Below are 22,235 nucleotides of genomic sequence, written 5' to 3' on the forward strand. Positions count from 1 at the left end.
CTCCAGTACCTACGGACTGAGCGCGATCCGGAATCCATGCGTGGGGTAACGGACGCCGGTGTCGTATCCACCGCGGTTTGACGGCCGCACATATCTCGAATCGTTCTTCCAGGAGCCTGAGCGCAGGACATGAGAGCCGCAGTCAGGGCTAGTCCACGCCGAGCCGTCGCTGGGCGCGCCCTGATACGTCCGGTGCCAGCAGTCTGCGACCCACTGATCGATGCCGCCGCCCATGTCGTAAAGCCCGAATGGATTGGGCTTGAAACTGCCGACCTTGGCCGGCTGCTCGGCCGCAAGTTCACCGCAATCCTTGCAGCCGGCCATGCCCGGCTGCAGCTTGTCGCCCCACCAATATTTGGTCTGTGTCCCGCCGCGTGCCGCATATTCCCATTCGGCTTCGCTCGGAAGCCGGTAGGGCTTCTTTGTCGCCTGCGCGAGCCAGGCGACATATTGCTGCGCATCGGTCCAGCTCACATTGCTGACCGGGGCATCGTCCTTGCCAGTGGCCGTGAATCCGCACGCCTTGGCGGCAGCGCATTCGTTCCACTCCTGCACCGTCACCGGGTATTTTCCGATCGAGAACGGCTTGATCGTGACCTGATGGACGGGTCGTTCGGTCGGATCGTCATTGCTTCCCATCGCGAAGCTGCCGCCACGAATGGCGATCATTTCGGGTTCCCGGACCGGCGTCACCGATGGACTGGATGCCGGAGACGGTGAAGGCGATGCTGCGGGCGGTGGCACCGTTGTGGGCAACGGAGAAGCCGCGGGTGCGGCTTGTGGCGCCGGTGCTGCCGGGCTCGGTAATGACGGAACGGATTGCGGCGTCGGCGAAGCCAACGGCGCCGCGATCGGGGGAGCGGCAGCCTGTTGCCCCACCTGGCTGCGGTGCTGCACCAGCACGTACCAAAGCACGTAGCCGGCAATCACCAGCAATGCCGTGATCAGAAGAAAGAGCAGGACGTTCTCACGCCGGCTTCTTGTCTTGCCGACCGCATCAGCGTCCGGCAGCACACGATACACGCGCACCGGATCGGTGATGTTCTTGACCTTGCGGTCGCCGAGCGACTCATAGCCGCATACGATCTTGTGTTTGATCTGCTCGTAGATCGCGCCGGATATGAAGACCTGCCCCGGCTCCGCGATGCCCTCGATACGCGTGGCGATGTTGACGCCGTCACCGTAGATGTCGTCCGGCTCCACGATGACGTCACCGAGATTGACTCCGATCCGATATTCGAGCCGGGAATGCTTGGGAATGGAGGCGTTGCGGCCGACGAGATTCTGCTGGATGACGATGCTGCATCGAACGGCTTCCACGGGACTGTCGAATATGGCGATGAAGCCGTCGCCGGTCGTCTTCACCAGACTTCCATGGTGCTCGATGATGCTGGGCTGGATGATGTCGCGCTCGATCCGCTTGACGCGGGCATGCGTGCCTTCCTCGTCGGCCTGCATCAACCGGCTGTAGGAGACGATATCGCCGACGATGATCGCGGCGAGACGGCGAGGCATTCCGCTGTGCGGCGGCGGCTCGTCGGGATTTCCGGGTCTGAAGTTGCGAATTTCGCCCATGCAGGGGACTCCACAAACTTACAAGGCAGCCCCAACCTACGACCGCCAAAGGCGATCGTCTGTGAAGGCTATCACATTGACGAACCGAGACAATGTCGCAGCGATTGCAGGCTTCAAGTTCCGAAGAGCCGCCCGCTTCATCGCTTGAACCTTCTCGAGCCCATCAGTGACTAAGGCGGAGCGTGAAGCGAGTTGCGCGAATCCGCACCGCGACCACCGCTCGAGCGGCTTGCGACGGTTGAACGCGGGTCACCAATTCTGCGTCTAACAGACAGCAGCTCTGTCCTGCTGCGACGAAATTGTCGTGTGCACGAGGCCCTTATGAAGCTCGTCATCCTTGCTGCCCTCACTTTTGCTGCGCTGACCAGCGTCGGCCGCGCCGAGGAAGTCGATGATATCCGCGAGGCCAGTAAGGCCGAGGCCGAGACCTTCAATACGCGGATGTATGCGAAGCCTCCCGGCGACAAGGCCTATGCCTGCTTCGTCCGCCGCTACGATGCCGACCATCTGGCGCGGCATCCGAAGCAGAAGGTCGCCGCGATGAAGCTGCTGATCTCCGCGGAATTCGACAAGGAGGACAAGGAGCTTCACCATTCCTTCCGCCTCGGCTTCAGGTACCGTCATCGCAGCGGCGATTTCGACTCCAGCGGCTCGTGCAACCACGCCGTATTCACAAAGAGCAGCGACGAGGTGCGCCTCGGCTGCGGCGTCGACTGCGATGGCGGCGGCATCGGCGTTGCGCTCTCCAAGGACGACAAGTCCGCGATCGTCCGGCTCGAACGTGTCAGGGTCTGGCAGAACAACAAGCCGGACGATGACGCCGAGCATTCGCTGACCGCCGGCGCCGACGACAAGATTTTCCGGCTCGACCGGGCCGACAATCGCGAGTGCGCCTCGCTGGTGACCGACCGCAAGGAACTCGCGGCGCTGCGCCACAAGTGATATGCCTGCGGCAATGTCAGGCAATCCAGGGAGAATGCCATGAACCGCCGCAGCATCTTGTGGAGCGCCGTCTCGGCTTTGGGCGCAGCACTCGACGCCTCCGGCGCCAGAGCCGCGACGGAAGTGAGCGCGAGTAGCAAGCTGAAAGTCGCCTATCACCTCAGCGACGCCGAGAAGGTCCATTTCGTGCTCGGCAATATCCAGAACCACATCGACGGGGTCGGCGGCCCAGAGCATGTGACGATCGCGCTGGTGATCCACGGCCCGGCGCTGAAGGCGTTTCACTCGGCGCAGGCCAACCCCGACGTCAGCAAGCGCGTCGGTGACTTCTCCCAGGGCGGCATCGAGCTCGCCGCCTGCGGCAACACGATGAAAGCGCAGAACGTGACGCTGAGCGAGCTGCTGCCAGGCTTCGTCAACGCCGAGAACGGCGGCGTGGTGCGGCTCGCCGAGCTGCAGTCGCAGGGGTATCTGTATTTGCGGCCGTAAGATTTGCGAAAGACGCGCCACACTCTCCGTCATTGCGAGCGCAGCGACTTGTCCGCCGAAGCCTTAGCGAAGGCGGAAGCAATCCAGAATTCTTCCGCGGCGGCAGACTGGATTGCTTCGTCGCAAGGGCTCCTCGCAATGACGCGGAGAGGGCTGCGCCCGCCATCGCCGTATCCTCCCGTCGCACTTGACTTACCCATAACTCCACAGTTATGAGTCTATCCATAACTTCCTGGTTATGGATTCCGCATGTCCCCCACCCCCGACCTTCTGTTCAGAACGCTCGCCGACCCCACCCGGCGCGCGATCTTCGAGCGGCTGTGCCGTGAGGGGGAGCAGACGGTCGGGGCGCTGACGGCGCGATCAGGCGTGTCGCAGCCGGCGGTGTCGAAACATCTTGGCGCCCTGAAGCAGGCGGGCCTGGTGCGCGACCGGCACGAAGGACGGCAGACCCATTACAGCGCGCAGCCCGGTGCGCTCAATCCGCTGATCGACTGGACCGGCCAGATGGCCGGGTTCTGGCAGAAAAGGTTAGATGCCCTCGACGATCTCCTGAAGAGGATGGACCAATGAACGCCCCCGCCGAGACGCGCTCCGTCGTGATCGAGCGCGAATTTGCCTATCCCGCCGAGCGGCTCTGGCGCGCGCTGACGCAGCCGCATCTGATCGAGGAATGGCTGATGAAGAACGACTTCAAGCCGGTCGTCGGCCATCGCTTCAATCTGCGCGGCGAATGGGGCGGCGTGCTGGATTGCGAGGTGCTCACCATCGAGCCGCAGAGGATGCTGGCCTACACCTGGAATTTCTCGCATGAGGACGCCGCCTTCGACCTCAAGAGCATCGTCACCTTCACGCTGACGCCGACGAGCGCGGGCACGCATCTGCGCGTCGAGCAGGCGGGCTTCCGCCCGACGCAGAAACAGGCGTTCGGCGGCGCGCATGCCGGCTGGAAGCAGTTTTTGGCCAAGCTGGACGATTTGCTAGCGCGGGCGAGCTAGCCCCGCGGGCGTCCATTTTCGATCAATCCAACGGGAGGAACCAATGAGCACGCAGATGTGGATTCGGCAAATTCATCGCTGGCTGTCGATGGCATTCACGCTCGCCGTCATCGCCAACATCGTGGCGATGACGATGCAGGTTCAGGCCGTGTGGATCGGCTTCCTGGCGCTGGTGCCGCTGATTCCGCTGCTCGCGACCGGGCTCTATCTGTTCGCGCTACCTTATCGCGGCCGCAGCAACGCGTGAACGAGGCCATGATGAAGAAGCCCGTGGCGGCGAAGACGAGCAGCGCGAAGCAAGCAGGTACCGCCTCGCCATCCAAGCTGATCGACGGCCGGATCAAGGAGCTCGGCGACTGGCGCGGCGAGATGCTGGGGCGGGTTCGCGCGCTGATCAAGGAGGCCGACCCTGATGTCGTCGAAGAGTGGAAATGGCGCGGTGTTCCCGTCTGGGAGCACGACGGCATCATCTGCACCGGCGAGACCTACAAGGAGGTCGTGAAGCTGACCTTCGCCAAGGGCGCCGCGCTGGCGGATCCCGCAGGTCTCTTCAATTCCAGCCTCGACGGCAATGTGCGCCGCGCGATCGATATTCGCGAGGGCGAAACGATCAACGAGAAGGCGTTGAAGGCGCTGATCCGCGCGGCGGTCGAGCTGAATGCGAGCAAGAAGAAGCCGGGGAAGCGATCAGCCTCGTAGACGCGATGGGCCGCCACAAGCGCCTTCCTTCTCCCCTTGCGGGAGAAGGTGGCGCGAAGCGCCGGATGAGGGGTCTTCATCGGCACGGGAGAGTGCGGAGAGATACCCCTCACCCCAGTGAGCTTATGTCTGCCGGCGTCGCTGCCCTCTCCCGCAAGGGGCGAGGGCACATCAATGCGCATCTCGCGTGGTGCCCCATTTAGGCAGCCCCCGTCACGCCACCGCGGCGGGAATCGGGCGCGGGCTGACGACGTATTCGCGCAGGACCTTGTCGTTGGCGTCGACCTCGATCAGTGCGACGTCGTAGGTCCAGAGATCGGCCAAGTGCTGGAGCACGCGCTTGGCGTCGGTCTCGTTGAGCTGCGAGCCCTTGATGACGTGGTGATGCAGGATCAGGCGGCGGTCGCCGGAGAGATCGACGTCAACCACCTCGATATTGGCATCGATGAAGCCGACATCGTGCTGCCGCGCCAGCTCGCGGCGGACGCGGCGGAAACCGCGCTCGTCGTGGATGGCGTCGACCCGGATGCCGGCGCGCTCCTCGGGATCGTCGTGCAGATGGAACATGCGGAAGTGCCGCATCAACTTCGGGCTCAGGAACTGCCCGATGAAGCTTTCGTCGCGGTAATTGGCCCAGACGTCGCGCAGCACGCCCATGACGTCGCCCTTGCCGGCGATGTCGGGGAACCACTCGCGGTCCTCGTCTTCCGGATTGGCGACGATGCGCTCGATGTCCTGCATCACCGCGAAGCCGAGCGCGTAGGGGTTGAAGCCGGAGAAACGCGGGTCGTCGAATTCGGGCTGGAACACCACATTAGTGTGCGACCCCAGAAATTCGAGGAAGTTGCCGTCGCTGATGCGACCCTGCTCGTGCAGCTTGGTCATGATGCGATAATGGACGTAGGTCGCCGTCCCCTCGTTCATGACCTTGGTCTGGCTCTGCGGATAGAAATATTGCGCGATGTGGCGAACGATGCGGAGCAGCTCGCGCTGCCAGGGCGCCAGACGCGGCGCGCTCTTCTCCAGGAAATACAGCAAATTCTCCTGCGGCAGGCCGAGCAGCTTGCGGCGGCGCTCGATGCTGAGCGTGGAGCGGCTCTTGGCGGCGCCCTTCGGCACGGTGCGCCAGAGATCGTTGAAGACCTCCTCCTCGTGCTGGCGGCGACGCCCTGCCCGCTTCTCCTCGGCGCGCAGATCGAGCTTCTTCTTGCCGGGATAACGGTCGATGCCGTGCGACATCAGCGCGTGCGCGGCGTCGAGCGTGCGCTCGACCTCGATGCGGCCATAGCGATCCTCGCACTGCATGACGTAGTTCTTGGCGAAGTCGAGATAGTCCAGGATGCCGTCGGCATCGGTCCACTGCTTGAACAGATAATTGTTCTTGAAGAAATGGTTGTGGCCGAAGGCGGCGTGCGCGATCACCAGCGTCTGCATCGTCGCCGTGTTCTCCTCCATCAGATAGGAGATGCAGGGCGAGGAGTTGATGACGATCTCGTAGGCCAGCCCCATCAGGCCCTTGCGGTAGGACGCCTCATGGAACGCGAAGTGCTTGCCGAACGACCAGTGCTTGTAGAACAGGGGCATGCCGACCGACGAATAGGCGTCCAGCATCTGCTCGGCGGTGATGACCTCGATCTGGTTCGGATAGACGTCGAGGCCGAGATCCTTCAGCGCCACCTCCTCGCAGGCATCGGTGATGCGCTGCAAGGTGTGGAAATCCCAATCGGCGCCTTCGAACAAACGTTCCTTCATGGAGCGGCCTTCTCCTGGGCAGTGTCGCGGCGCTGGAATAGATCGTGGAACACCGGGAAGATCTCGCTGCGCTCCGAGACCTTGCGCATCGAGAGCGGGGCGCCGCTGTTGCGCAGGCGTTCGTAGAGGCTCCAGAGCGAGGAGTCGGAGAGATCGAAGGCGCTGCCGCCGGCCTCGCCGACCTCGAGATAGGCGAAGAACTGGCAGACCGGCAGGATCTTCTCGGTCAAGAGGAGCCCCGTGAGCTCGCCGTCGGAATAGGAATTGTCGCCGTCGGAAGCCTGCGCGGCGTAGATGTTCCAATCCGACGGGTTGAAGCGCTCGCGCACGATCTCGTGCATCGCCTGCAGCGCACTGGAGACCAGCGTGCCGCCCGAGGCCGGACCGTAGAAGAAGGTCTGCTCATCGACCTCCTCGGCGCGGTCGGTGTGGCGGATGAAGACGATCTCGACGTGCTTGTAGCGCCGCTTCAGGAACACGTAGAGCAGCATGTAGAAGCGTTTCGCCAGGTCCTTCATGTGCTCGGACATCGAGCCGGAGACGTCCATCAGGCAGAACATCACGGCCTGCGCGACGGGCTTGGGCACCGTCTCGAAGCGCCGGTAGCGGATGTCGAGCGGATCGATGAAGGGGATGCGCTTGGACTTCGCCTTCAGCGTTTCGAGCCGGGCCACGAGAGCCGCACGATCGTCCTCGTCGGTGCAGGCTTCGATCGCGGCTTCCAGCTCCTCGATCTCGTCCTTGCGCGGACGCTTGAGCGCGATGCGGCGGGCGAGCGCGAGCTTCACCGTCCGGCTCACCGAAATGTTGGCGGGCGAGCCGGTCATGGTGTAGCCGGCGCGCTGGATGCCTTCGCTCTCGGTCTGCGCGATCTTGCGCTTGGCGAGATCCGGAAGCTCGAGGTCGTCGAGGAACAGATCGACGAACTCGTCGCGGCTCAGCACGAAGCGGAAGGCATCCTCGCTGTCGCCTTCGCCGGGACCGGAATCCTTGGCGCTGCCCTGGCCGGAGCGCTGGAGATAGTCGCCTTCAATGAACTTCTTGTTGCCGGGCAGGACCATGTCGCGCGTCCCGCCTTCACGGCGGAAACGCGGCTCGTGCATGCCGTCGAGTGGAATCGTGACCTCACCACCCTCCAGGACGTCCTTGATGTCTCGTTCCTGCGAGGTCTTCTTGACGGCGCCCTGCACCAGGGATTTGGCCCGACGCAAGAACCGCTGGCGGTTCTCAAGACTCTTGCCGCCTGGATTCAGGCGCCTGTCAATAATGTGAATGGGCACTTTACCATTCGCCTCCCATCCGCCTCAACCGGCCTGCTTCACGCGCATGTACCATTCGACGAGCCGGCGAACCTGACGTTCGGTATAGCCGCGCTCCACCATGCGTGCGACGAACTCGCCGTGCTTCTTCTCCGTCTCGCCGTCCTTCTTCGACCCGAAGGAGATGACCGGAAGCAGGTCCTCGACTTGGGAGAATATCCGCTTTTCGATCACATCGCGAATCTTCTCGTAGGAGGTCCAGGTCGGGTTTTTGCCGCCGTTCTGGGCCCGGGAGCGTAACGAGAATTTGACGACCTCGTTGCGGAAATCCTTGGGGTTGGCGATGCCCGCCGGCTTCTCGATTTTCGTCAGCTCCTGGTTCAAAAGCTCGCGATCGAGCAGCTGGCCGGTATCGGGATCCTTGAAGTCCTGGTCCTCGATCCAGGCGTCGGCATAGTCGACGTAGCGATCGAACAGGTTCTGCCCATAATCCGAGTAGGATTCGAGATAAGCCTTCTGGATCTCGTTGCCGATGAACTCGGCGTAGCGCGGCGCGAGCTCGGCCTTGATGAACTCGAGATAGCGTTTCTCGGTCTCCTCAGGCAGCTGCTCGCGGCGGATCGCCTGCTCCAGCGCGTACATCAGATGCACGGCGTCGGCAGCCACCTCCTGCGGATCGTGGTTGAACGTCGCAGCCAGGATCTTGAAGGCGAATCGGGTCGAGGCGCCATCCATGCCCTCGTCGACACCGGCGGCGTCGCGATATTCCTGGACGCTGCGCGCCTTCGGATCGGATTCCTTCAGGCTCTCGCCGTCGTAGACCCGCATCTTGGCGAACAGGGTGGAGTTCTCGTGCTTGCGCAGGCGCGACATCACCGAGAACCGCGCCAACGTCTCCAGCGTCGACGGCGCGCAAGGAGCCGAGGCGAGCTCGGAGCCCTGGATCAGCTTCTCGTAGATCTTCTGCTCCTCGGTGACCCTGAGGCAGTAGGGCACCTTGATGACGCAGATGCGGTCGATGAAGGCTTCGTTGTTCTTGTTGGCCTTGAAGCTCGCCCACTCGGCTTCGTTCGAGTGCGCCAGGATGATGCCGGTGAACGGGATCGCGCCGATATTCTCGGTGCCGATATAATTGCCTTCCTGGGTTGCGGTCAGCAACGGGTGCAGCATCTTGATCGGCGCCTTGAACATCTCGACGAACTCGAGCACGCCCTGATTGGCGCGGTTGAGGCCGCCGGAATAGCTGTAGGCGTCGGGATCGTTCTGGGCGTAGGTCTCGAGCTTGCGGATGTCGACCTTGCCGACCAGCGAGGAGATGTCCTGGTTGTTCTCGTCACCGGGCTCGGTCTTGGCGATCGCGATCTGGCGCAGCCGCGACGGCTGGATCTTGGCGACCCGGAATTGCGAGATGTCGCCGCCGAAGGCTTCGAGCCGCTTGTAGCACCACGGGCTCATCAGGCCGGTGAGGCGACGGCGCGGAATGCCGTACTTCTCCTCCAGCATCGGACCGAGCTGATCGGGATCGAACAGGCTGAGCGGGCTCTCGAACACGGGCGAGAGCTCGTCGCCGGCCTTGAGCACGTAGATCGGCTGCACTTCCATCAGCGACTTGAGCCGCTCGGCGAGCGAGGACTTGCCGCCGCCGACCGGGCCGAGCAAATAGAGGATCTGCTTGCGCTCTTCGAGACCTTGCGCCGCATGGCGGAAGAAACCGACGATGCGCTCGATGGTTTCCTCCATGCCGTAGAAGCCGGCGAAGGCTGGATAGGTGCGGATGGTGCGGTTCAAAAAAATACGGCCAAGGCGTGGGTCCTTGGCCGTGTCAATCGTCTGAGGCTCACCGATCGCCGCTAGCAGTCGTTCAGCCGCGTTCGCGTATTTCATGGGATCGCTTCGACACGATTCCAGATATTCCGCCATCGACATGTCGTGCTGGCTTCTCGCCTCGAACGACCGAGCGAAAGCGTTGAATAGAGAATCGTTGTACATGATCCCTCTCCGCGTGAGTTCCGCTACAAGCTGAAACGAAAGCAGTTACCGGACCGTTCCTCAGGCCGTTTCGAATCAGCGTGAGCACATGACAGTCATTGGACACCCGGGTGCCGACTCGACGCAACGCACAACGTAGGCACTCCATGAGTTACGAACAGGCACCTGCCTGTAATTTGTGCGAATCTCTGTCTATTCTGGCTCATTTCCAGAAAATGTCACTCGGTCGCCACATCCGGGCGTTCCCGGGGATGGCCCCATCCGGCAATGCAGCATAGCGGGCCGGGAGCGGCGATCTTATGACGCTTGTACGGCGAAGCCTTGCGGTCCCCGTTCATCTTCCTGCTGCAATGCGGTGTGCTGGCGGCCTGTACGTCGCGGCAACGCGCAGCACCGTGTCACAGTCGCTGCCAGGCCAGGCCCACCCCGACGGATGACAACGCGATCGTTCTGTGCGTAACGGCCAGCTTGGGATGCTGCGGAGCTCTTCGCATGTCCGGCGTCGGCCTCAGCACGATCATTTCGTGACCGGGGCAATCTTCGAGCAAGATCTCCGCTATCGAACCCCGTGGCAGAAATTCATTGTCGATACGGAGAGCGCGGATGCGAAGGAGTGGATGACGACGACATGCCCGCTGGGCAGCGAGGCGCTAAGATCGGCCGGATGGTGACGACCTTTACGCAACAGTAAGCTGCCCGTCTGGATCGCCATGATCGCGACGGAGTTGCACTGGAGGGTATGACTCCCGCACCCTTGATTGGTTCCCTCCCGGGTGCATGTAGGCTAGAGGATAGCGCGTCAGACCTTCGCGAAAACCCCTCGTCCGCAGGCTTGGAGATAATAAGCATCATGAATCCCGTCAAAGAACTGGAAAAGCACGGACAGGCGGTCTGGCTCGACTTCCTGGCCCGCGGCTTCATCGCCAAGGGCGACCTGAAGCGGCTGATCGACACCGACGGCGTCAAGGGCGTCACCTCCAACCCGTCGATCTTCGAGAAGGCGATCGGCAGCTCGGACGAATACGACGCCCCGATTGGCAAGGCGCTGAAGCGCGGCGACCGCACCGTGGCCGACCTGTTCGAGGCCGTTGCGATCGAGGACATCCAGAACGCCGCCGACGTGCTGCGCCCGGTCTATGACCGCCTCAAGGGCGGCGACGGCTATGTCAGCCTGGAGGTCTCGCCCTATCTCGCCATGGACACATCGGGCACGATCGCGGAGGCGCGGCGGCTCTGGAAGGACGTCGGTCGCAAGAACCTGATGGTGAAGGTGCCGGCGACGCCGGAGGGCCTGCCGGCGATCGAGCAGCTGATCAGCGAGGGCATCAGCATCAACATCACGCTACTGTTCTCCAAGGCCGTCTATCTCGAGGTGGCCGAGGCCTACATCGCCGGTCTGGAGACCTACGTCGCCGGCGGCGGCGATCCGTCGCATGTGGCCAGCGTCGCCAGCTTCTTCGTCAGCCGGATCGATTCGGTGGTCGACAAGCAGCTGGACGAGAAGATCGCCCGCGCCAACGATCCGTCCGAGAAGGAACGTCTCGCCGCGCTCAAGGGCAAGGTGGCGATCGCCAACGCCAAGCTCGCCTACCAGGACTACAAGCGCCTGTTCGCAGGCCCCCGCTGGGAGAAGCTCGCCGCCAAGGGCGCCAAGCCGCAGCGCATGCTGTGGGCCTCCACCGGCACCAAGAACAAGGACTACAGCGACGTCCTCTATGTCGAGGAGCTGATCGGCCCCGACACCATCAACACCGTGCCGCCGGCAACGCTGGATGCGTTCCGCGACCACGGCAAGCCGCGCGACAGCCTGGAGGAGAACGTCGAGGACGCGAAGCGCGTGCTGGAGGAGCTGGAGCGCTCCGGCATCTCGCTCGATGCGATTGCCGAGGAGCTGGTCAAGGACGGCGTCAAGCTGTTTGCGGATGCCGCCGACAAGCTCTACGGCGCCGTCGCCCACAAGCGCGCCGTCGTGCTCGGGCCCGCACTCGACCGCCAGCAGCTTTCGCTGGGCGAGGCGCTCGGCAAGGCGCTGGCCAAGACCACGGAGGAATGGCGGGCGTCGGCCAAGATCCGCAGGGTGTGGCAGCGCGACAAGTCGGTCTGGACCGGCGCGGACGAGGACAAATGGCTGGGCTGGCTCGACAGCCCGGCGAAGGCCGACATTGCCGATTACGAGGACTATGCGGGCCGCGTGAAGGGCCAGAAATTCTCCGACGCCGTCGTGCTCGGCATGGGCGGCTCCAGCCTCGGCCCCGAGGTGCTGGCGGAGACCTTCGGCAAGAAGCCCGGCTTCCCCAAGCTGCATGTGCTCGACTCCACCGATCCGGCACAGGTGCGGGCGATGGAGGCGAAGATCGACATCGCCAACACCGTCTTCATCGTCTCCAGCAAGTCCGGCGGCACCACCGAGCCGAACGCGATGAAGGACTATTTCCACGAGCAGGTTGCCAAGGCGGTGGGTGCAAAGGTGAAGACCGGGCATCGCTTCATCGCGGTGACCGACCCCGGCTCGTCGCTGGAGAAGGCGGCGAAGCAGCTGAACTACGCCCGCATCTTCCATGGCGAGCCCTCGATCGGCGGACGCTATTCGGTGCTCTCGCCCTTCGGCTTGGTGCCGGCGGCAACCGCGGGCATCGACGTCAAGAGCTTCGTCAAGCATGCGCTGGCGATGGCCCGCTCCTGTGGCCCCGATGTGCCGCCGTCCGAAAACCCGGGCGTGCAGCTCGGCCTTGCCATAGGTCTCGCGGGACTCGAAGGCCGCGACAAGGTGACGATCCTGGCGTCGAAGAAGATCGCCGATTTCGGCGCCTGGGCTGAGCAGCTGATCGCGGAATCGACCGGCAAGGAGGGCAAGGGCCTGATCCCGATCGAGGGCGAGCCGCTGGGCGATCCCTCCGTCTACGGCAACGACCGTTTCTTCATCGACATCCGCGTCGAAGGCGAAGCGGACGCAGCACACGATTCCCAGCTTGCCGCGATCGAGGCGGCGGGTCACCCCGTGGTGCGCATCGTCATGAAGTCGATCGAGCATCTCGGCCAGGAATTCTTCCGCTTCGAGATGGCAACCGCCGTGGCCGGCAGCATTCTCGGCATCAACCCGTTCGACCAGCCGGACGTCGAAGCAGCCAAGATCAAGACCCGCGAGCTCACCGCCGCGTTCGAGAAGACCGGCAAGCTGCCGGCGGAAGAGCCGGTGGTCAGCACCAAGGAAGCCGATCTCTACACCGACGAGGCCAACGCCACGGCGCTACGCGCCGCCGGCGCCAATGGCGATCTCGGCTCCTGGCTGAAGGCGCATCTGTCGCGATCCAACGACGGAGACTACGTCGCCCTGCTCGGCTACATCGCGCGCGACAAGGCCACGATCGACGCGCTTCAGGCCATGCGCCTCGAGGTGCGCGAGAAGCGGCATGTCGCGACCTGCGCCGAGTTCGGCCCGCGCTTCCTGCACTCGACGGGACAGGCCTACAAGGGCGGGCCCGACAGCGGCGTCTTCCTCCAGATCACCGCCGATGACGCCAAGGACCTGCCTGTGCCGGGCCAGAAGGCGAGCTTCGGCGTGATCAAGGCGGCGCAGGCGCGCGGCGATTTCGACGTGCTGACGGAACGCGGCCGGCGTGCGCTGCGGGTGCACCTGAAGGGTGGGCTCAAGAAAGGCCTTGCCGCGCTCAATGCAGCGCTCAACGACGCGCTGAACTAAAGGAATAATGCAGATGCAACTCGGCATGATCGGCCTCGGCCGAATGGGCGGCAACATCGTTCGCCGCCTGATGCGGCACGGGCATTCGACGGTGGTCTACGACAAGGACGCCAAGGCCGTCGCCGGCCTTGCCGCCGACGGCGCGGTCGGCTCGGCGACGCTGGAAGAGTTCGTCGCCAAGCTGGAGCGGCCGCGCACGGCCTGGGTGATGCTGCCGGCAGGACGCATCACCGAGACCACGATCGAGACGATCGCCGGCGTGATGCAGGAAGGCGACGTCATCATCGACGGCGGCAACACCTTCTGGCAGGACGACGTCCGCCGCGGCAAGGCGCTGAAGGCGCGCGGCATCCATTATGTCGATGTCGGCACCTCAGGCGGCGTTTGGGGGCTCGACCGCGGTTACTGCATGATGATCGGCGGCGAGAAGCAGGTGGTCGACCGGCTCGATCCGATCTTCGCGGCGCTCGCGCCGGGCGCCGGCGACATTCCGCGCACGCCGGGGCGCGAGGGCCGCGATCCCCGCGTCGAACAAGGCTATATCCACGCCGGGCCCGTCGGCGCAGGCCATTTCGTCAAGATGATCCACAACGGCATCGAGTACGGCCTGATGCAGGCCTATGCCGAAGGTTTCGACATCCTCAGGAATGCCAATATCGAGGCTTTGCCGGCGGATCATCGCTACGATTTCGATCTCGCCGACATCGCTGAAGTGTGGCGGCGTGGCAGCGTGATTCCGTCCTGGCTGCTCGACCTCACCTCGACCGCCCTCGCCGACAGTCCGCAACTGTCGGAATATTCCGGCTTCGTGGAGGATTCCGGCGAAGGCCGCTGGACCGTGAATGCGGCGGTCGACGAGGCCGTGCCGGCCGAGGTTTTGACCGCGGCGCTCTACACACGTTTCCGTTCCCGCCGGGAACACACCTTCGCTGAAAAAATTCTCTCGGCGATGCGCGCAGGGTTCGGCGGACACAAGGAGCCGAAGCAGCCGGGCGCGGCGAAGCCGAAGTAACGAGTAAACCAAGCGAAGGCCGACCATTCGTGACAAAAGACCCGCAGCCAAAGCGCAAGCCGGAAAATTGCGCCTTCGTCATCTTCGGCGTCACCGGCGATCTCACCCATCGCCTGGTGATGCCCTCGCTCTACAACCTGGCCGCCGAGCATCTTCTGCCGGAGAAATTCTGCGTCGTCGGCGTCGCCCGCAGGGGCCAGTCGGATGAGGAGCTGCGCGACAGCCTGCTGAAGGGCTTGCGGCAATTCGCGACGCGCCCGGTGGACGACGACATCGCGACGAGGCTTTTGGAATGCGTGACGTTCGTCGAGGCCGACGCAAAGGATCCGCCCTCCTTCGACCGCCTGCGCCAGCATCTGGATTCGCTGGAATGCGCGCAGGACACCGGCGGCAACCGGCTGTTCTATCTGGCAACGCCGCCGGCCGCGTTCGCGCCGACCGCGCGGGAGCTCGGCCGCACCGGCATGATGAGGGAGAACGGCGCCTGGCGGCGGCTCGTGATCGAAAAGCCGTTCGGCACCGATCTGGCCTCGGCCCGCGCGCTGAATGCCGAACTCTTGAAGATCATGGACGAGCACCAGATCTACCGGATTGATCATTATCTCGGCAAGGAAACGGTGCAGAACATCCTGGTGCTGCGCTTTGCCAACGGCATGTTCGAGCCCATCTGGAATCGCAACCACATCGACCACATCCAGATCACCGTGCAAGAGAAGCTCGGGGTCGGCCACCGCGGCGGCTTCTATGATGCCACCGGCGCGCTGCGCGACATGGTGCCGAACCACCTGTTCCAGCTGATGTCGCTGGTCGCGATGGAGCCTCCCGCCCGCTTCGACGCACATTCCGTACGCTCCGAGAAGGCGGACGTGCTGACATCGATCCAGCTGCCCAGCCGGGAGGACGCACTGAAGAATTCGGTGCGCGCGCAATATCTCGCGGGCCGCAGCGGCGACGACGAGATCACGGACTATCGCAAGACCGCGGACGTCAAGCCCGACAGCACCACCGAGACCTTTGTCGCGCTCAAGCTGATGATCGACAATTGGCGCTGGGCCGGCGTGCCGTTCTACTTGCGCACCGGCAAGGCGCTCGGCCACAAGCGCACCGAAGTCGCGATCAAGTTCAAGCAGGCGCCGCTGTCGATGTTCTCAGGGACGGACGTCGACCGGCTGTCGCAGAACTTCCTCACCATCGGCATCGCGCCGACTGAGACCATCGAGCTGCAGTTCAACGCCAAGATCCCGGGGCCGAGCATCACCATCGACGGCGTCGAGATGAAGTTCCGCTATGGCGACTATTTCCGCGCCGATCCCTCGACCGGCTATGAGACGCTGATCTACGACTGCATGATCGGCGACAACATCCTGTTCCAGCGCGCCGACGGCATCGAGGCCGGCTGGCAGGCCGTGCAGCCGTTCCTGGACGCCTGGAAGAGCGCGGGCAGCAACGGCATCGAAACCTATGAAGCCGGCAGCGACGGCCCTGCCTGCGCCGACGAGCTGCTCCGGCGCGACGGGCGAAGCTGGCGGAAGTTCTCGTGATGGCTCAGGCCGAGCAGCCGAAGCTGATCGTCGAGGCCGATGCCGAAGCTCTCGCCCGCGCCGCGGCCGAACGCGTGCTGGCGCGGATCGCCGCCAATGCCGGCCGGATTGCAATCTGCCTCACCGGCGGCTCCAGCCCGAGGACGCTGTATCAGTTGCTCGGCAGCGAGGCCTGGCGCGGCAGGATTCCGTGGGAGCGCGTGCACTGGTTCATCGGCGACGAGCGTTTCGTGCCCGACAGCGATCCCCTCAACAACATGGCGGTCGCCCGCGCGACCTTTCTCGATCGCCACGCGCCCGCCGGCCATATTCACCCGATCCCGACCACAGCCGACAATCCCGATGCCGCTGCGGAAGCCTACGCGCGTGAGCTGCAGGCCTTCTATGGCGGAGACCAGCTCGATCCCGCACGTCCGCTGTTCGATCTCGTCCTGATGGGCGCAGGACCGGACGGCCACACCGCCTCGCTGTTTCCCGGTTACCCCGAGATCGAGGAGACCCGACGCTGGGTCGTCGGCGTTCCCAAGGCGAACGTTGCGCCGTTCGTGCCGCGGGTCTCGCTCACCCTGCCCGCTTTGGCCTCCTGCCGCGAGATGCTGTTCGAGATTGCCGGGCACGACAAGCGGCCGATCTTGACGCGCCTCTGCAATGGCGAGAATCTGCCGGCCTTGCGCGCGCGCTCGAACGGCGAGACCGTCTGGCTGGTCGACAAGGCCGCGCTTCCGGAGAACATTCGTGGGCCGCGCTGAAGCACCCTGTGCATTGATCGTGATGGGCGTGTCGGGCTCGGGCAAGAGCACGGTCGCGAAGGCGCTCGGCGAGCGCCTCGGCTGGCGGTTCGAGGACGGCGACAGCTTCCATCCCGCCAGCAATGTCGAGAAGATGCGGGCCGGACATCCCCTCACCGACGAAGACCGCTGGCCCTGGCTGAATGCCATCGCCGACGAAATCGCGCGGGTCTGCGGCCGCGGCGAGCACGTCATCATCGCCTGCTCGGCGCTGAAGCACGCCTATCGAGACGTGCTGCTGCGCGGACGCGATGACGTCCGCTTCGTGTTCCTGAAGGGCACCAAGGAGCTGATCGCCGAACGGCTCGCGCAGCGCAAAGGGCACTTCATGCCGCCCGGACTGCTCGCCAGCCAGTTCGAGACGCTGGAGCCTCCGGAGCCGGGCGAGCACGTCATCACCGTCTCGATCGACGAGACCGTCGAGGCGATCGTAGACGGCATCGTGCGGCAGCTCAATCTGGGCGGCGCAACACCCAAGGTTCTGCCATGACCCAAATCTCACTCGTGGTCTCCGACGTCGACGGCACGCTGCTGACCAAGGACAAAACGCTAACGGAGCGCGCGAAGAACGCTGTGCAGCGGCTGCACCAGGCTGGCATCGGTTTCACCATCACCTCCAGCCGTCCGGCGATCGGCATGCGCTTCTTGATCGAGCCGCTGGCGCTGTGGCTGCCGGTCGGCCCGTTCAACGGCTCCTCGATCGTCGATCCCGAGATGCGGCCGGTCGAGCAGCACCTGATTCCAGCGCGCGCGGCCGAGCGCACCTTGCAGATCCTCCGCGATTACGGCGCCGACGTCTGGCTGTTCACCACCGACAAATGGCTGATCGACAATCCCAGCGGCAGCTACGTCGCGCACGAGCGGCACACGATCCGTTCCGATCCGACGATCGTGACTGACTTCTCGCCCTACCTTGCCAGCGCCTGCAAGATCGTCGGCGCCAGCGCCGACGCCGCCCGGCTCGAGGCGTGCGAGAAGGTGATGCAGGAAGCCCTCGGCAGCGCGGCGACCGCGGTGCGCTCGCAGACCTATTATCTCGACATCACCCCGCCGGGCTTCAACAAAGGCACGTTCGTGCAAGCGATGGCCAAGCGCCTCGGCATCTCCACCGACGCGGTCGCCACCATCGGCGACATGCAGAACGACCTCGCCATGTTCCGCGTCAGCGGCACCTCGATCGCCATGGGCAACGCCGCCGACAACGTCAAGGACGAGGCGACGCACGTCACTGCGACCAACGAGCAGGACGGCTTTGCCGAGGCGATGGAGATGATCTTGACGCGGAATGGGGTGGGCTAAAGCGGAATGGCTTAGATTGAATCGATTGCCACGGGTTCGGTGCAACCTCTCCCGCTTGCGGGAGAGGTCGCGCCGAAGGCGCGGGTGAGGGCTTTCTCCTCTAGGGGGCTATTCCCATTGCGGAGACACCCTCACCCCAACCCTCTCCCGCAAGCGGGAGAGGGAGCGCACCGTGCTCGTGGAGGCAAAAGCGCCTGACGGCGCTTCGTACTACTTCGACCGCTGCACCACCGGCTTCTCGCTGCCCTGCCTTGCCGCCGACAAATTGTGCGCCGTGTTGATCAGCGCGATGTGGGTCAGCGCCTGCGGGAAATTGCCGGTCTGGCGGCGGGCCACGGAATCGTATTCTTCGGCCAGTAGCCCGACGTCGTTGGCGATGCCGACCACGCGGTCAAGCAGAACTTGCGCCTTGTCGAGATCGCCCGACAGCACATGGGCATCGGCGAGCCATAGGGTACAGGCCAGGAAGGCGCCTTCGAGCGGCGGCTGGTCCGGGGGCAGCTCGCGCGGGTCGTGCCGCAGCACGAAGCCGTCGCGCATCAGGCATTTTTCGGCCGCCGCGATGGTGCCGCGGATGCGCGGGTCGTCCGCCGGCAGGAAGCCGACGGCGGGCAGCAGCAGCACGCTGGCGTCGAGCATCTTCGAGCCGTAGGACTCGACGAACGCATTTTCCTCCGCATCGAATCCCCTGTTGCAGACATCGCGATGGATGGCTTCGCGTAGCGCACGCCAGTGCAGCAGCGGCGCCTTGAAGCCGAAGGTCTCGGCGCTCTTGATGCCGCGGTCGAAGGCGACCCAGGTCATCACCTTGGAGAAGACGTAGTGCTTGGGCTGGCCGCGCCGCTCCCAGATGCCGTGGTCGGGCCGGTCCCAGACTTCGGCCAGATGATTGAGCACGGCGCATTCCAGCGCCCAGGTCGTCTCGTCGTCGAGCTTGAGCCTCGCGATGCGCGACTGGTGGAAGGCGTCGATCAATTCGCCGTAAACATCGAGCTGGAGCTGCGCGTGGGCGGCATTGCCGACGCGCACCGGCTGCGCCCCCTCGTAGCCGCCGAGCCAGCCCGCCTCCCATTCCAGGAGGCGCCGCTGGCCCCAGATGCCGTACATGATCTGCATGTTCGAAGGGGAGCCGGCCGCGGCGCGCAGCAGCCAATTGTGCCAGGCCAGGGCTTCCTCGGTGTAGCCCGAGTTCATCAGCGCCAGCAGCGTGAAGGTGGCATCGCGCAGCCAGCAGAAGCGATAGTCCCAGTTCCTGCTGCCTCCGAGCTTCTCCGGCAAGGAGGTGGTGGGTGCCGCGACGATGCCGCCGGTCGGCGCGAAGGTCAGCGCCTTCAGCGTGATCAGCGAGCGCAGGACCAGCTCCTGATAGTCGCCGTCACGGGTGCAATGGCCGCACCAGTCCTCCCAGAATTTTTCGGTCTCCTGAAGCGCCAGCTCCGCATCGATCGGCGCAGGCGGGGCGAGATGCGAGGGACCGTAAGTCAGCACGAATGGCACGGTCTCGCCTTCCTTCACCTCGAAATCCGAGACGGTGGTCAGATCCTCGCCGCGGGTCTCGACCGGAGTGCGCAGCACCGTCATGTCCTGGCCGGCGATGGCCATCAAGGAATGGTCGATCCGCCGCACCCAGGGAATATCCGCGCCGAAGCCGAAGCGGATGACGAGCTCCATCCGCATCTTCACGGTGCCACGGATGCCGCGGACCAGCCGCACGATGTCGGACGCCTTGCCGCGCAGCGGCATGAAATCGATCAGCGCGACGGTGCCGCTTTTCGTCTCGAACCGCGTTTCGAGGATGAGGGTGTTGCCGAGATAGCGCCGCGAGATGGAGGTTGCGCCCTCGTTCGGCGCGATCAGCCAGCGGCCATTCTTGTGGGTGCCGAGGATGGCGGCAAAGCAGGCGTCGGAATCGAAGGCGGGCCAGCACAGCCAGTCGATCGAGCCGTTGCGCCCGACCAGCGCCGCGGTCTCGCAATCGCCGATCAGCGCATAGTCCTCGATCCTCTGAGCCAATGTCGTGCGAGCCTGGCAAGTCCCGGCGGCTCAATTCCCGCCGGGCAATGAACGTTCCCGTGTCGCAGCCTTCAAAGCTGCGAGATCGATCTTGGACGCGATCTTGTCGAGCGCGACCGGCAGGCGCTGGCGCCAGTTCGGATGCTCGTCGATCGTGCCGGGAATGTTGGGCTGGTCGATCACGCCGAGCAGATCCTCCATCGACACCGCGAGCAGCCGAGACGGCGTGCGCGACAGGAAGGCCAGCACAGAGTAGAGATCGTTGGCGCTGATGCCGTTCTGGCGCAGGATCTCGTCGAGCCTGCCGAGCGCATCCCAGCGCGCCTGGTCGTTCTCGCCGGGATCGAGCCCGAGCGATCGCTTCATCCTGAGATCGCTGAAGGAGCGCCAGCCGGCATAGGTCGACAGGTCATGGGTGTTCAGCGTCACCAGCGCATTGGGCCGGTAATGGTCGACATTGCGGAAATGGCCGGCATCGTCGCGCTCGAACATCATGACGAGATAGGACCAGATGCCGAAATCCTGCATCATCTCGCGGAAACCTTCCGGCACGGTGCCGAGATCCTCGCCGATCACGATGCATTCATGGGTCGCGCTCTCGCGCGCTACGGCGGCCAATAGCGCCTCGAACGGCATCTGCACATAGGCGCCGTTGTCGGGCTTGAAGCCGCGCGGCACGAGATAGAGCCGTTTCAGGCCGAGCACGTGATCGAGCCTGATGGCGCCGGCATGGCGCATCGACGCCGCGAGCATGTCGGCGAACGGGACGAAGGATTGCGCTTCCAGCCCACCGGCATTGAAGCCGGCAAGGCCCCAATCCTGGCCGATCGTGTTGAGCACGTCGGGCGGCGCGCCGACCGCGAGATGACGCGAGATCGCCGTCTGCTCGTTCCAGGCATCGAAGCCGTTGGACTGCACGCCGACGGCGACGTCGAGATAGAGCCCGACCCGCATACCGAGCTGGCTGGCCAGCTCCTTGGCCGCATGCAGCTGGCTGTCGGCCGTCCATTGCACGAATTCGACGAACTCGACCTCGCGCCTCTCCGCGCCATTGCGCAGCTCGGCGCATTTCGCCTCGTCCGGCTGCTGCCATTCCGCCGGCCATCCCCACCAGGGTCCGGTGAAACGATGCCGCAGCACCTCGAAGCAGGCAAAGCGGGACAACAGCGGCGCGCGCTCCGCACGGAAGGCGTCAAACGCCTTGCGACGCGCCTCGCTCGCGCTTGTCACGAAGCTGTTAAAGGCGGCGCGCAGGCCCAGCCATTTCAGCGCCGCCAAGTCGGTATAAGGGACGCGGTCGCCCTCGCGCAGACGGGCGGCGGTTGCGGCCGCGTCGGGCACGAGGTCGGCCGAGAATTCAGGGATAGCCTCGACGTCGATATAGAGCGGGTTGAGGAAAAGCCGGCTGTTCGGCGAATAGGGGCTGCAATCGGCCGGGTGATCGTCGAACAGGACATGCAGCGGATTGAGCCCGACGCCGTCGGCACCGAGCTGCTTGGCGAGCCGGACCAGGCCCGCGAGATCGGTGAAATCACCGATGCCCCAATTGCGGTCGGAGCGGACGCTGTAGAGCTGCACGGCGAGCAGCCAGCCGCGGTCGAAATCGCCGCCGAAACAGCGCTCGGGCGCCACGATCATCGGCACGTCTTCGCTCGCACCTTCGGCATCGGTCAGCGTCAGGCGGTGATACCCGAGCGCCAGGCCCGCGGGCCAGGCGATCACGGGCTCCCGCGTCTCTCCTGCCGCGATCACATTGCCGTTGCCGGCGATTTTCCATCGCAGCGGCGGCGCGCCAACCGACGCCAATTCCGTGCGCGGGCGTCCGAGCGCACGGACCACGACCGGCCCGCTGACGAAGCGATAGACCCGCTTCTCCGGCAGGGCATCGAGGATGGATTTGAGGGCCTCGGGCGCGGTGACCCGCAGCTTGCCGAGGGCATCGATGAATTCGGATTGAACGCCCTTGATCCGGGCTTGAGCTAAAAGATCCATTCGGCACGCAGCTTGCAGGCCATTGTTTGGCCAGGGGCATCGAGAATAACGAGATCGCGGAAGAGGTTAGTCAGGGGTAACTCGCAAACTGCGCTTGCCGTTCCCAAGGGAACCAATGACACACAAGCGGCTTTCTATCATGGTACCAAGCGTGGGTTCCCGACAAGGGAAACGGGCTCCTGCTTTC

At 64.3% G+C, this 22,235-nt stretch carries 18 protein-coding genes; 12 read left to right on the plus strand and 6 right to left on the minus strand.

Annotated features, from left to right (window positions below):
- Positions 1-9 precede the first annotated feature (9 nt).
- The gene (locus tag I6F31_RS03250; RefSeq protein WP_225139142.1) at positions 10-1,575 is read right to left on the minus strand and encodes an SUMF1/EgtB/PvdO family nonheme iron enzyme; all 1,566 of its coding nucleotides are present in this window, start codon (positions 1,573-1,575) and stop codon (positions 10-12) included.
- 321 nt (positions 1,576-1,896) lie between these two features.
- On the opposite strand from I6F31_RS03250, the gene I6F31_RS03255 reads away from it, so the two are divergent.
- From I6F31_RS03255 to I6F31_RS03280, 6 genes are all read left to right on the plus strand, one after another.
- Positions 1,897-2,517, plus strand: coding sequence for a hypothetical protein (locus I6F31_RS03255; protein WP_225112117.1), 621 nt, complete (start codon positions 1,897-1,899; stop codon positions 2,515-2,517).
- Positions 2,518-2,556: 39 nt separating this feature from the next.
- Positions 2,557-3,006, plus strand: coding sequence for a DsrE family protein (locus I6F31_RS03260; protein WP_225184676.1), 450 nt, complete (start codon positions 2,557-2,559; stop codon positions 3,004-3,006).
- Between the two features lie 249 nt (positions 3,007-3,255).
- Positions 3,256-3,579 (plus strand): metalloregulator ArsR/SmtB family transcription factor, encoded by a 324-nt coding sequence (locus I6F31_RS03265; protein WP_036007297.1) that lies wholly within the window; start codon positions 3,256-3,258, stop codon positions 3,577-3,579.
- Positions 3,576-4,004: an SRPBCC domain-containing protein gene (locus tag I6F31_RS03270; protein WP_225146864.1), complete on the plus strand. Its 429-nt coding sequence runs from the start codon at positions 3,576-3,578 to the stop codon at positions 4,002-4,004. Before I6F31_RS03265 ends, I6F31_RS03270 begins: the two co-directional genes overlap by 4 nt.
- A 43-nt stretch (positions 4,005-4,047) precedes the next feature.
- Positions 4,048-4,251, plus strand: coding sequence for a hypothetical protein (locus tag I6F31_RS03275; RefSeq protein WP_025034403.1), 204 nt, complete (start codon positions 4,048-4,050; stop codon positions 4,249-4,251).
- Positions 4,252-4,262: 11 nt separating this feature from the next.
- The gene (locus I6F31_RS03280) at positions 4,263-4,703 is read left to right on the plus strand and encodes a DUF1801 domain-containing protein (protein WP_036027326.1); all 441 of its coding nucleotides are present in this window, start codon (positions 4,263-4,265) and stop codon (positions 4,701-4,703) included.
- A 213-nt stretch (positions 4,704-4,916) separates the two neighbouring features.
- Here the strand turns inward: I6F31_RS03280 and I6F31_RS03285 are convergent, their stop codons facing one another.
- The 3 genes from I6F31_RS03285 to I6F31_RS03295 are packed head-to-tail and all read right to left on the minus strand — an operon-like array spanning position 4,917 to position 9,703.
- Positions 4,917-6,455 carry a SpoVR family protein gene (locus I6F31_RS03285; protein WP_225146863.1) on the minus strand — a complete coding sequence of 513 codons (1,539 nt, stop codon included), beginning with the start codon at positions 6,453-6,455 and terminating at the stop codon, positions 4,917-4,919.
- Positions 6,452-7,729: a YeaH/YhbH family protein gene (locus I6F31_RS03290; protein WP_193375195.1), complete on the minus strand. Its 1,278-nt coding sequence runs from the start codon at positions 7,727-7,729 to the stop codon at positions 6,452-6,454. The genes I6F31_RS03285 and I6F31_RS03290 overlap by 4 nt, the downstream gene beginning before the upstream one ends.
- Positions 7,730-7,759: 30 nt before the next feature.
- Complete coding sequence (locus I6F31_RS03295; RefSeq protein WP_036007284.1) at positions 7,760-9,703, minus strand: PrkA family serine protein kinase; 1,944 nt, start codon at positions 9,701-9,703, stop codon at positions 7,760-7,762.
- Positions 9,704-10,553: 850 nt separating this feature from the next.
- Here I6F31_RS03295 and I6F31_RS03300 point away from each other — a divergent pair.
- Genes I6F31_RS03300 through I6F31_RS03325 form a run of 6 tightly spaced genes read left to right on the plus strand, consistent with a single transcriptional unit; the run spans position 10,554 to position 18,043 of the window.
- Positions 10,554-13,403 carry a bifunctional transaldolase/phosoglucose isomerase gene (locus tag I6F31_RS03300; RefSeq protein ID WP_225184677.1) on the plus strand — a complete coding sequence of 950 codons (2,850 nt, stop codon included), beginning with the start codon at positions 10,554-10,556 and terminating at the stop codon, positions 13,401-13,403.
- Between the two features lie 13 nt (positions 13,404-13,416).
- A complete protein-coding gene (gene gnd / locus I6F31_RS03305; RefSeq protein ID WP_225112112.1) occupies positions 13,417-14,415 on the plus strand; it encodes a phosphogluconate dehydrogenase (NAD(+)-dependent, decarboxylating) in 999 nt (332 codons plus the stop codon).
- A 29-nt stretch (positions 14,416-14,444) separates the two neighbouring features.
- Entirely contained in the window at positions 14,445-15,956 is a 1,512-nt protein-coding gene (gene zwf, locus I6F31_RS03310; RefSeq protein ID WP_225184678.1) for a glucose-6-phosphate dehydrogenase, read from the plus strand.
- Positions 15,956-16,705: a 6-phosphogluconolactonase gene (gene pgl / locus I6F31_RS03315; RefSeq protein ID WP_225184679.1), complete on the plus strand. Its 750-nt coding sequence runs from the start codon at positions 15,956-15,958 to the stop codon at positions 16,703-16,705. The genes zwf and pgl overlap by 1 nt, the downstream gene beginning before the upstream one ends.
- Positions 16,692-17,234: a gluconokinase gene (locus tag I6F31_RS03320; RefSeq protein WP_225184680.1), complete on the plus strand. Its 543-nt coding sequence runs from the start codon at positions 16,692-16,694 to the stop codon at positions 17,232-17,234. The genes pgl and I6F31_RS03320 overlap by 14 nt, the downstream gene beginning before the upstream one ends.
- Positions 17,231-18,043, plus strand: coding sequence for an HAD family hydrolase (locus I6F31_RS03325; RefSeq protein WP_109144762.1), 813 nt, complete (start codon positions 17,231-17,233; stop codon positions 18,041-18,043). Before I6F31_RS03320 ends, I6F31_RS03325 begins: the two co-directional genes overlap by 4 nt.
- A 210-nt stretch (positions 18,044-18,253) precedes the next feature.
- Here I6F31_RS03325 and I6F31_RS03330 read toward each other — a convergent pair whose 3' ends face one another.
- The gene (locus I6F31_RS03330; protein ID WP_225184681.1) at positions 18,254-20,056 is read right to left on the minus strand and encodes a glycoside hydrolase family 15 protein; all 1,803 of its coding nucleotides are present in this window, start codon (positions 20,054-20,056) and stop codon (positions 18,254-18,256) included.
- A gap of 30 nt (positions 20,057-20,086) precedes the next feature.
- The gene (gene malQ, locus I6F31_RS03335) at positions 20,087-22,048 is read right to left on the minus strand and encodes a 4-alpha-glucanotransferase (RefSeq protein ID WP_225184682.1); all 1,962 of its coding nucleotides are present in this window, start codon (positions 22,046-22,048) and stop codon (positions 20,087-20,089) included.
- Positions 22,049-22,235 lie beyond the last annotated feature (187 nt).

The organism is Bradyrhizobium sp. NBAIM01 (assembly GCF_020194115.1).
Classification (GTDB): domain Bacteria; phylum Pseudomonadota; class Alphaproteobacteria; order Rhizobiales; family Xanthobacteraceae; genus Bradyrhizobium; species Bradyrhizobium yuanmingense.

Excerpts from the sequence above, each read along its gene's own strand:
- I6F31_RS03250 (WP_225139142.1), bottom strand. The coding sequence starts at position 1,575 with ATGGGCGAAATTCGCAACTTCAGACCCGGAAATCCCGACGAGCCGCCG.
- I6F31_RS03255 (WP_225112117.1), top strand. The coding sequence starts at position 1,897 with ATGAAGCTCGTCATCCTTGCTGCCCTCACTTTTGCTGCGCTGACCAGC.
- I6F31_RS03260 (WP_225184676.1), top strand. The coding sequence starts at position 2,557 with ATGAACCGCCGCAGCATCTTGTGGAGCGCCGTCTCGGCTTTGGGCGCA.
- I6F31_RS03265 (WP_036007297.1), top strand. The coding sequence starts at position 3,256 with ATGTCCCCCACCCCCGACCTTCTGTTCAGAACGCTCGCCGACCCCACC.
- I6F31_RS03270 (WP_225146864.1), top strand. The coding sequence starts at position 3,576 with ATGAACGCCCCCGCCGAGACGCGCTCCGTCGTGATCGAGCGCGAATTT.
- I6F31_RS03275 (WP_025034403.1), top strand. The coding sequence starts at position 4,048 with ATGAGCACGCAGATGTGGATTCGGCAAATTCATCGCTGGCTGTCGATG.
- I6F31_RS03280 (WP_036027326.1), top strand. The coding sequence starts at position 4,263 with ATGAAGAAGCCCGTGGCGGCGAAGACGAGCAGCGCGAAGCAAGCAGGT.
- I6F31_RS03285 (WP_225146863.1), bottom strand. The coding sequence starts at position 6,455 with ATGAAGGAACGTTTGTTCGAAGGCGCCGATTGGGATTTCCACACCTTG.
- I6F31_RS03295 (WP_036007284.1), bottom strand. The coding sequence starts at position 9,703 with ATGTACAACGATTCTCTATTCAACGCTTTCGCTCGGTCGTTCGAGGCG.
- I6F31_RS03300 (WP_225184677.1), top strand. The coding sequence starts at position 10,554 with ATGAATCCCGTCAAAGAACTGGAAAAGCACGGACAGGCGGTCTGGCTC.
- gnd (WP_225112112.1), top strand. The coding sequence starts at position 13,417 with ATGCAACTCGGCATGATCGGCCTCGGCCGAATGGGCGGCAACATCGTT.
- pgl (WP_225184679.1), top strand. The coding sequence starts at position 15,956 with ATGGCTCAGGCCGAGCAGCCGAAGCTGATCGTCGAGGCCGATGCCGAA.
- I6F31_RS03325 (WP_109144762.1), top strand. The coding sequence starts at position 17,231 with ATGACCCAAATCTCACTCGTGGTCTCCGACGTCGACGGCACGCTGCTG.
- malQ (WP_225184682.1), bottom strand. The coding sequence starts at position 22,048 with ATGGATCTTTTAGCTCAAGCCCGGATCAAGGGCGTTCAATCCGAATTC.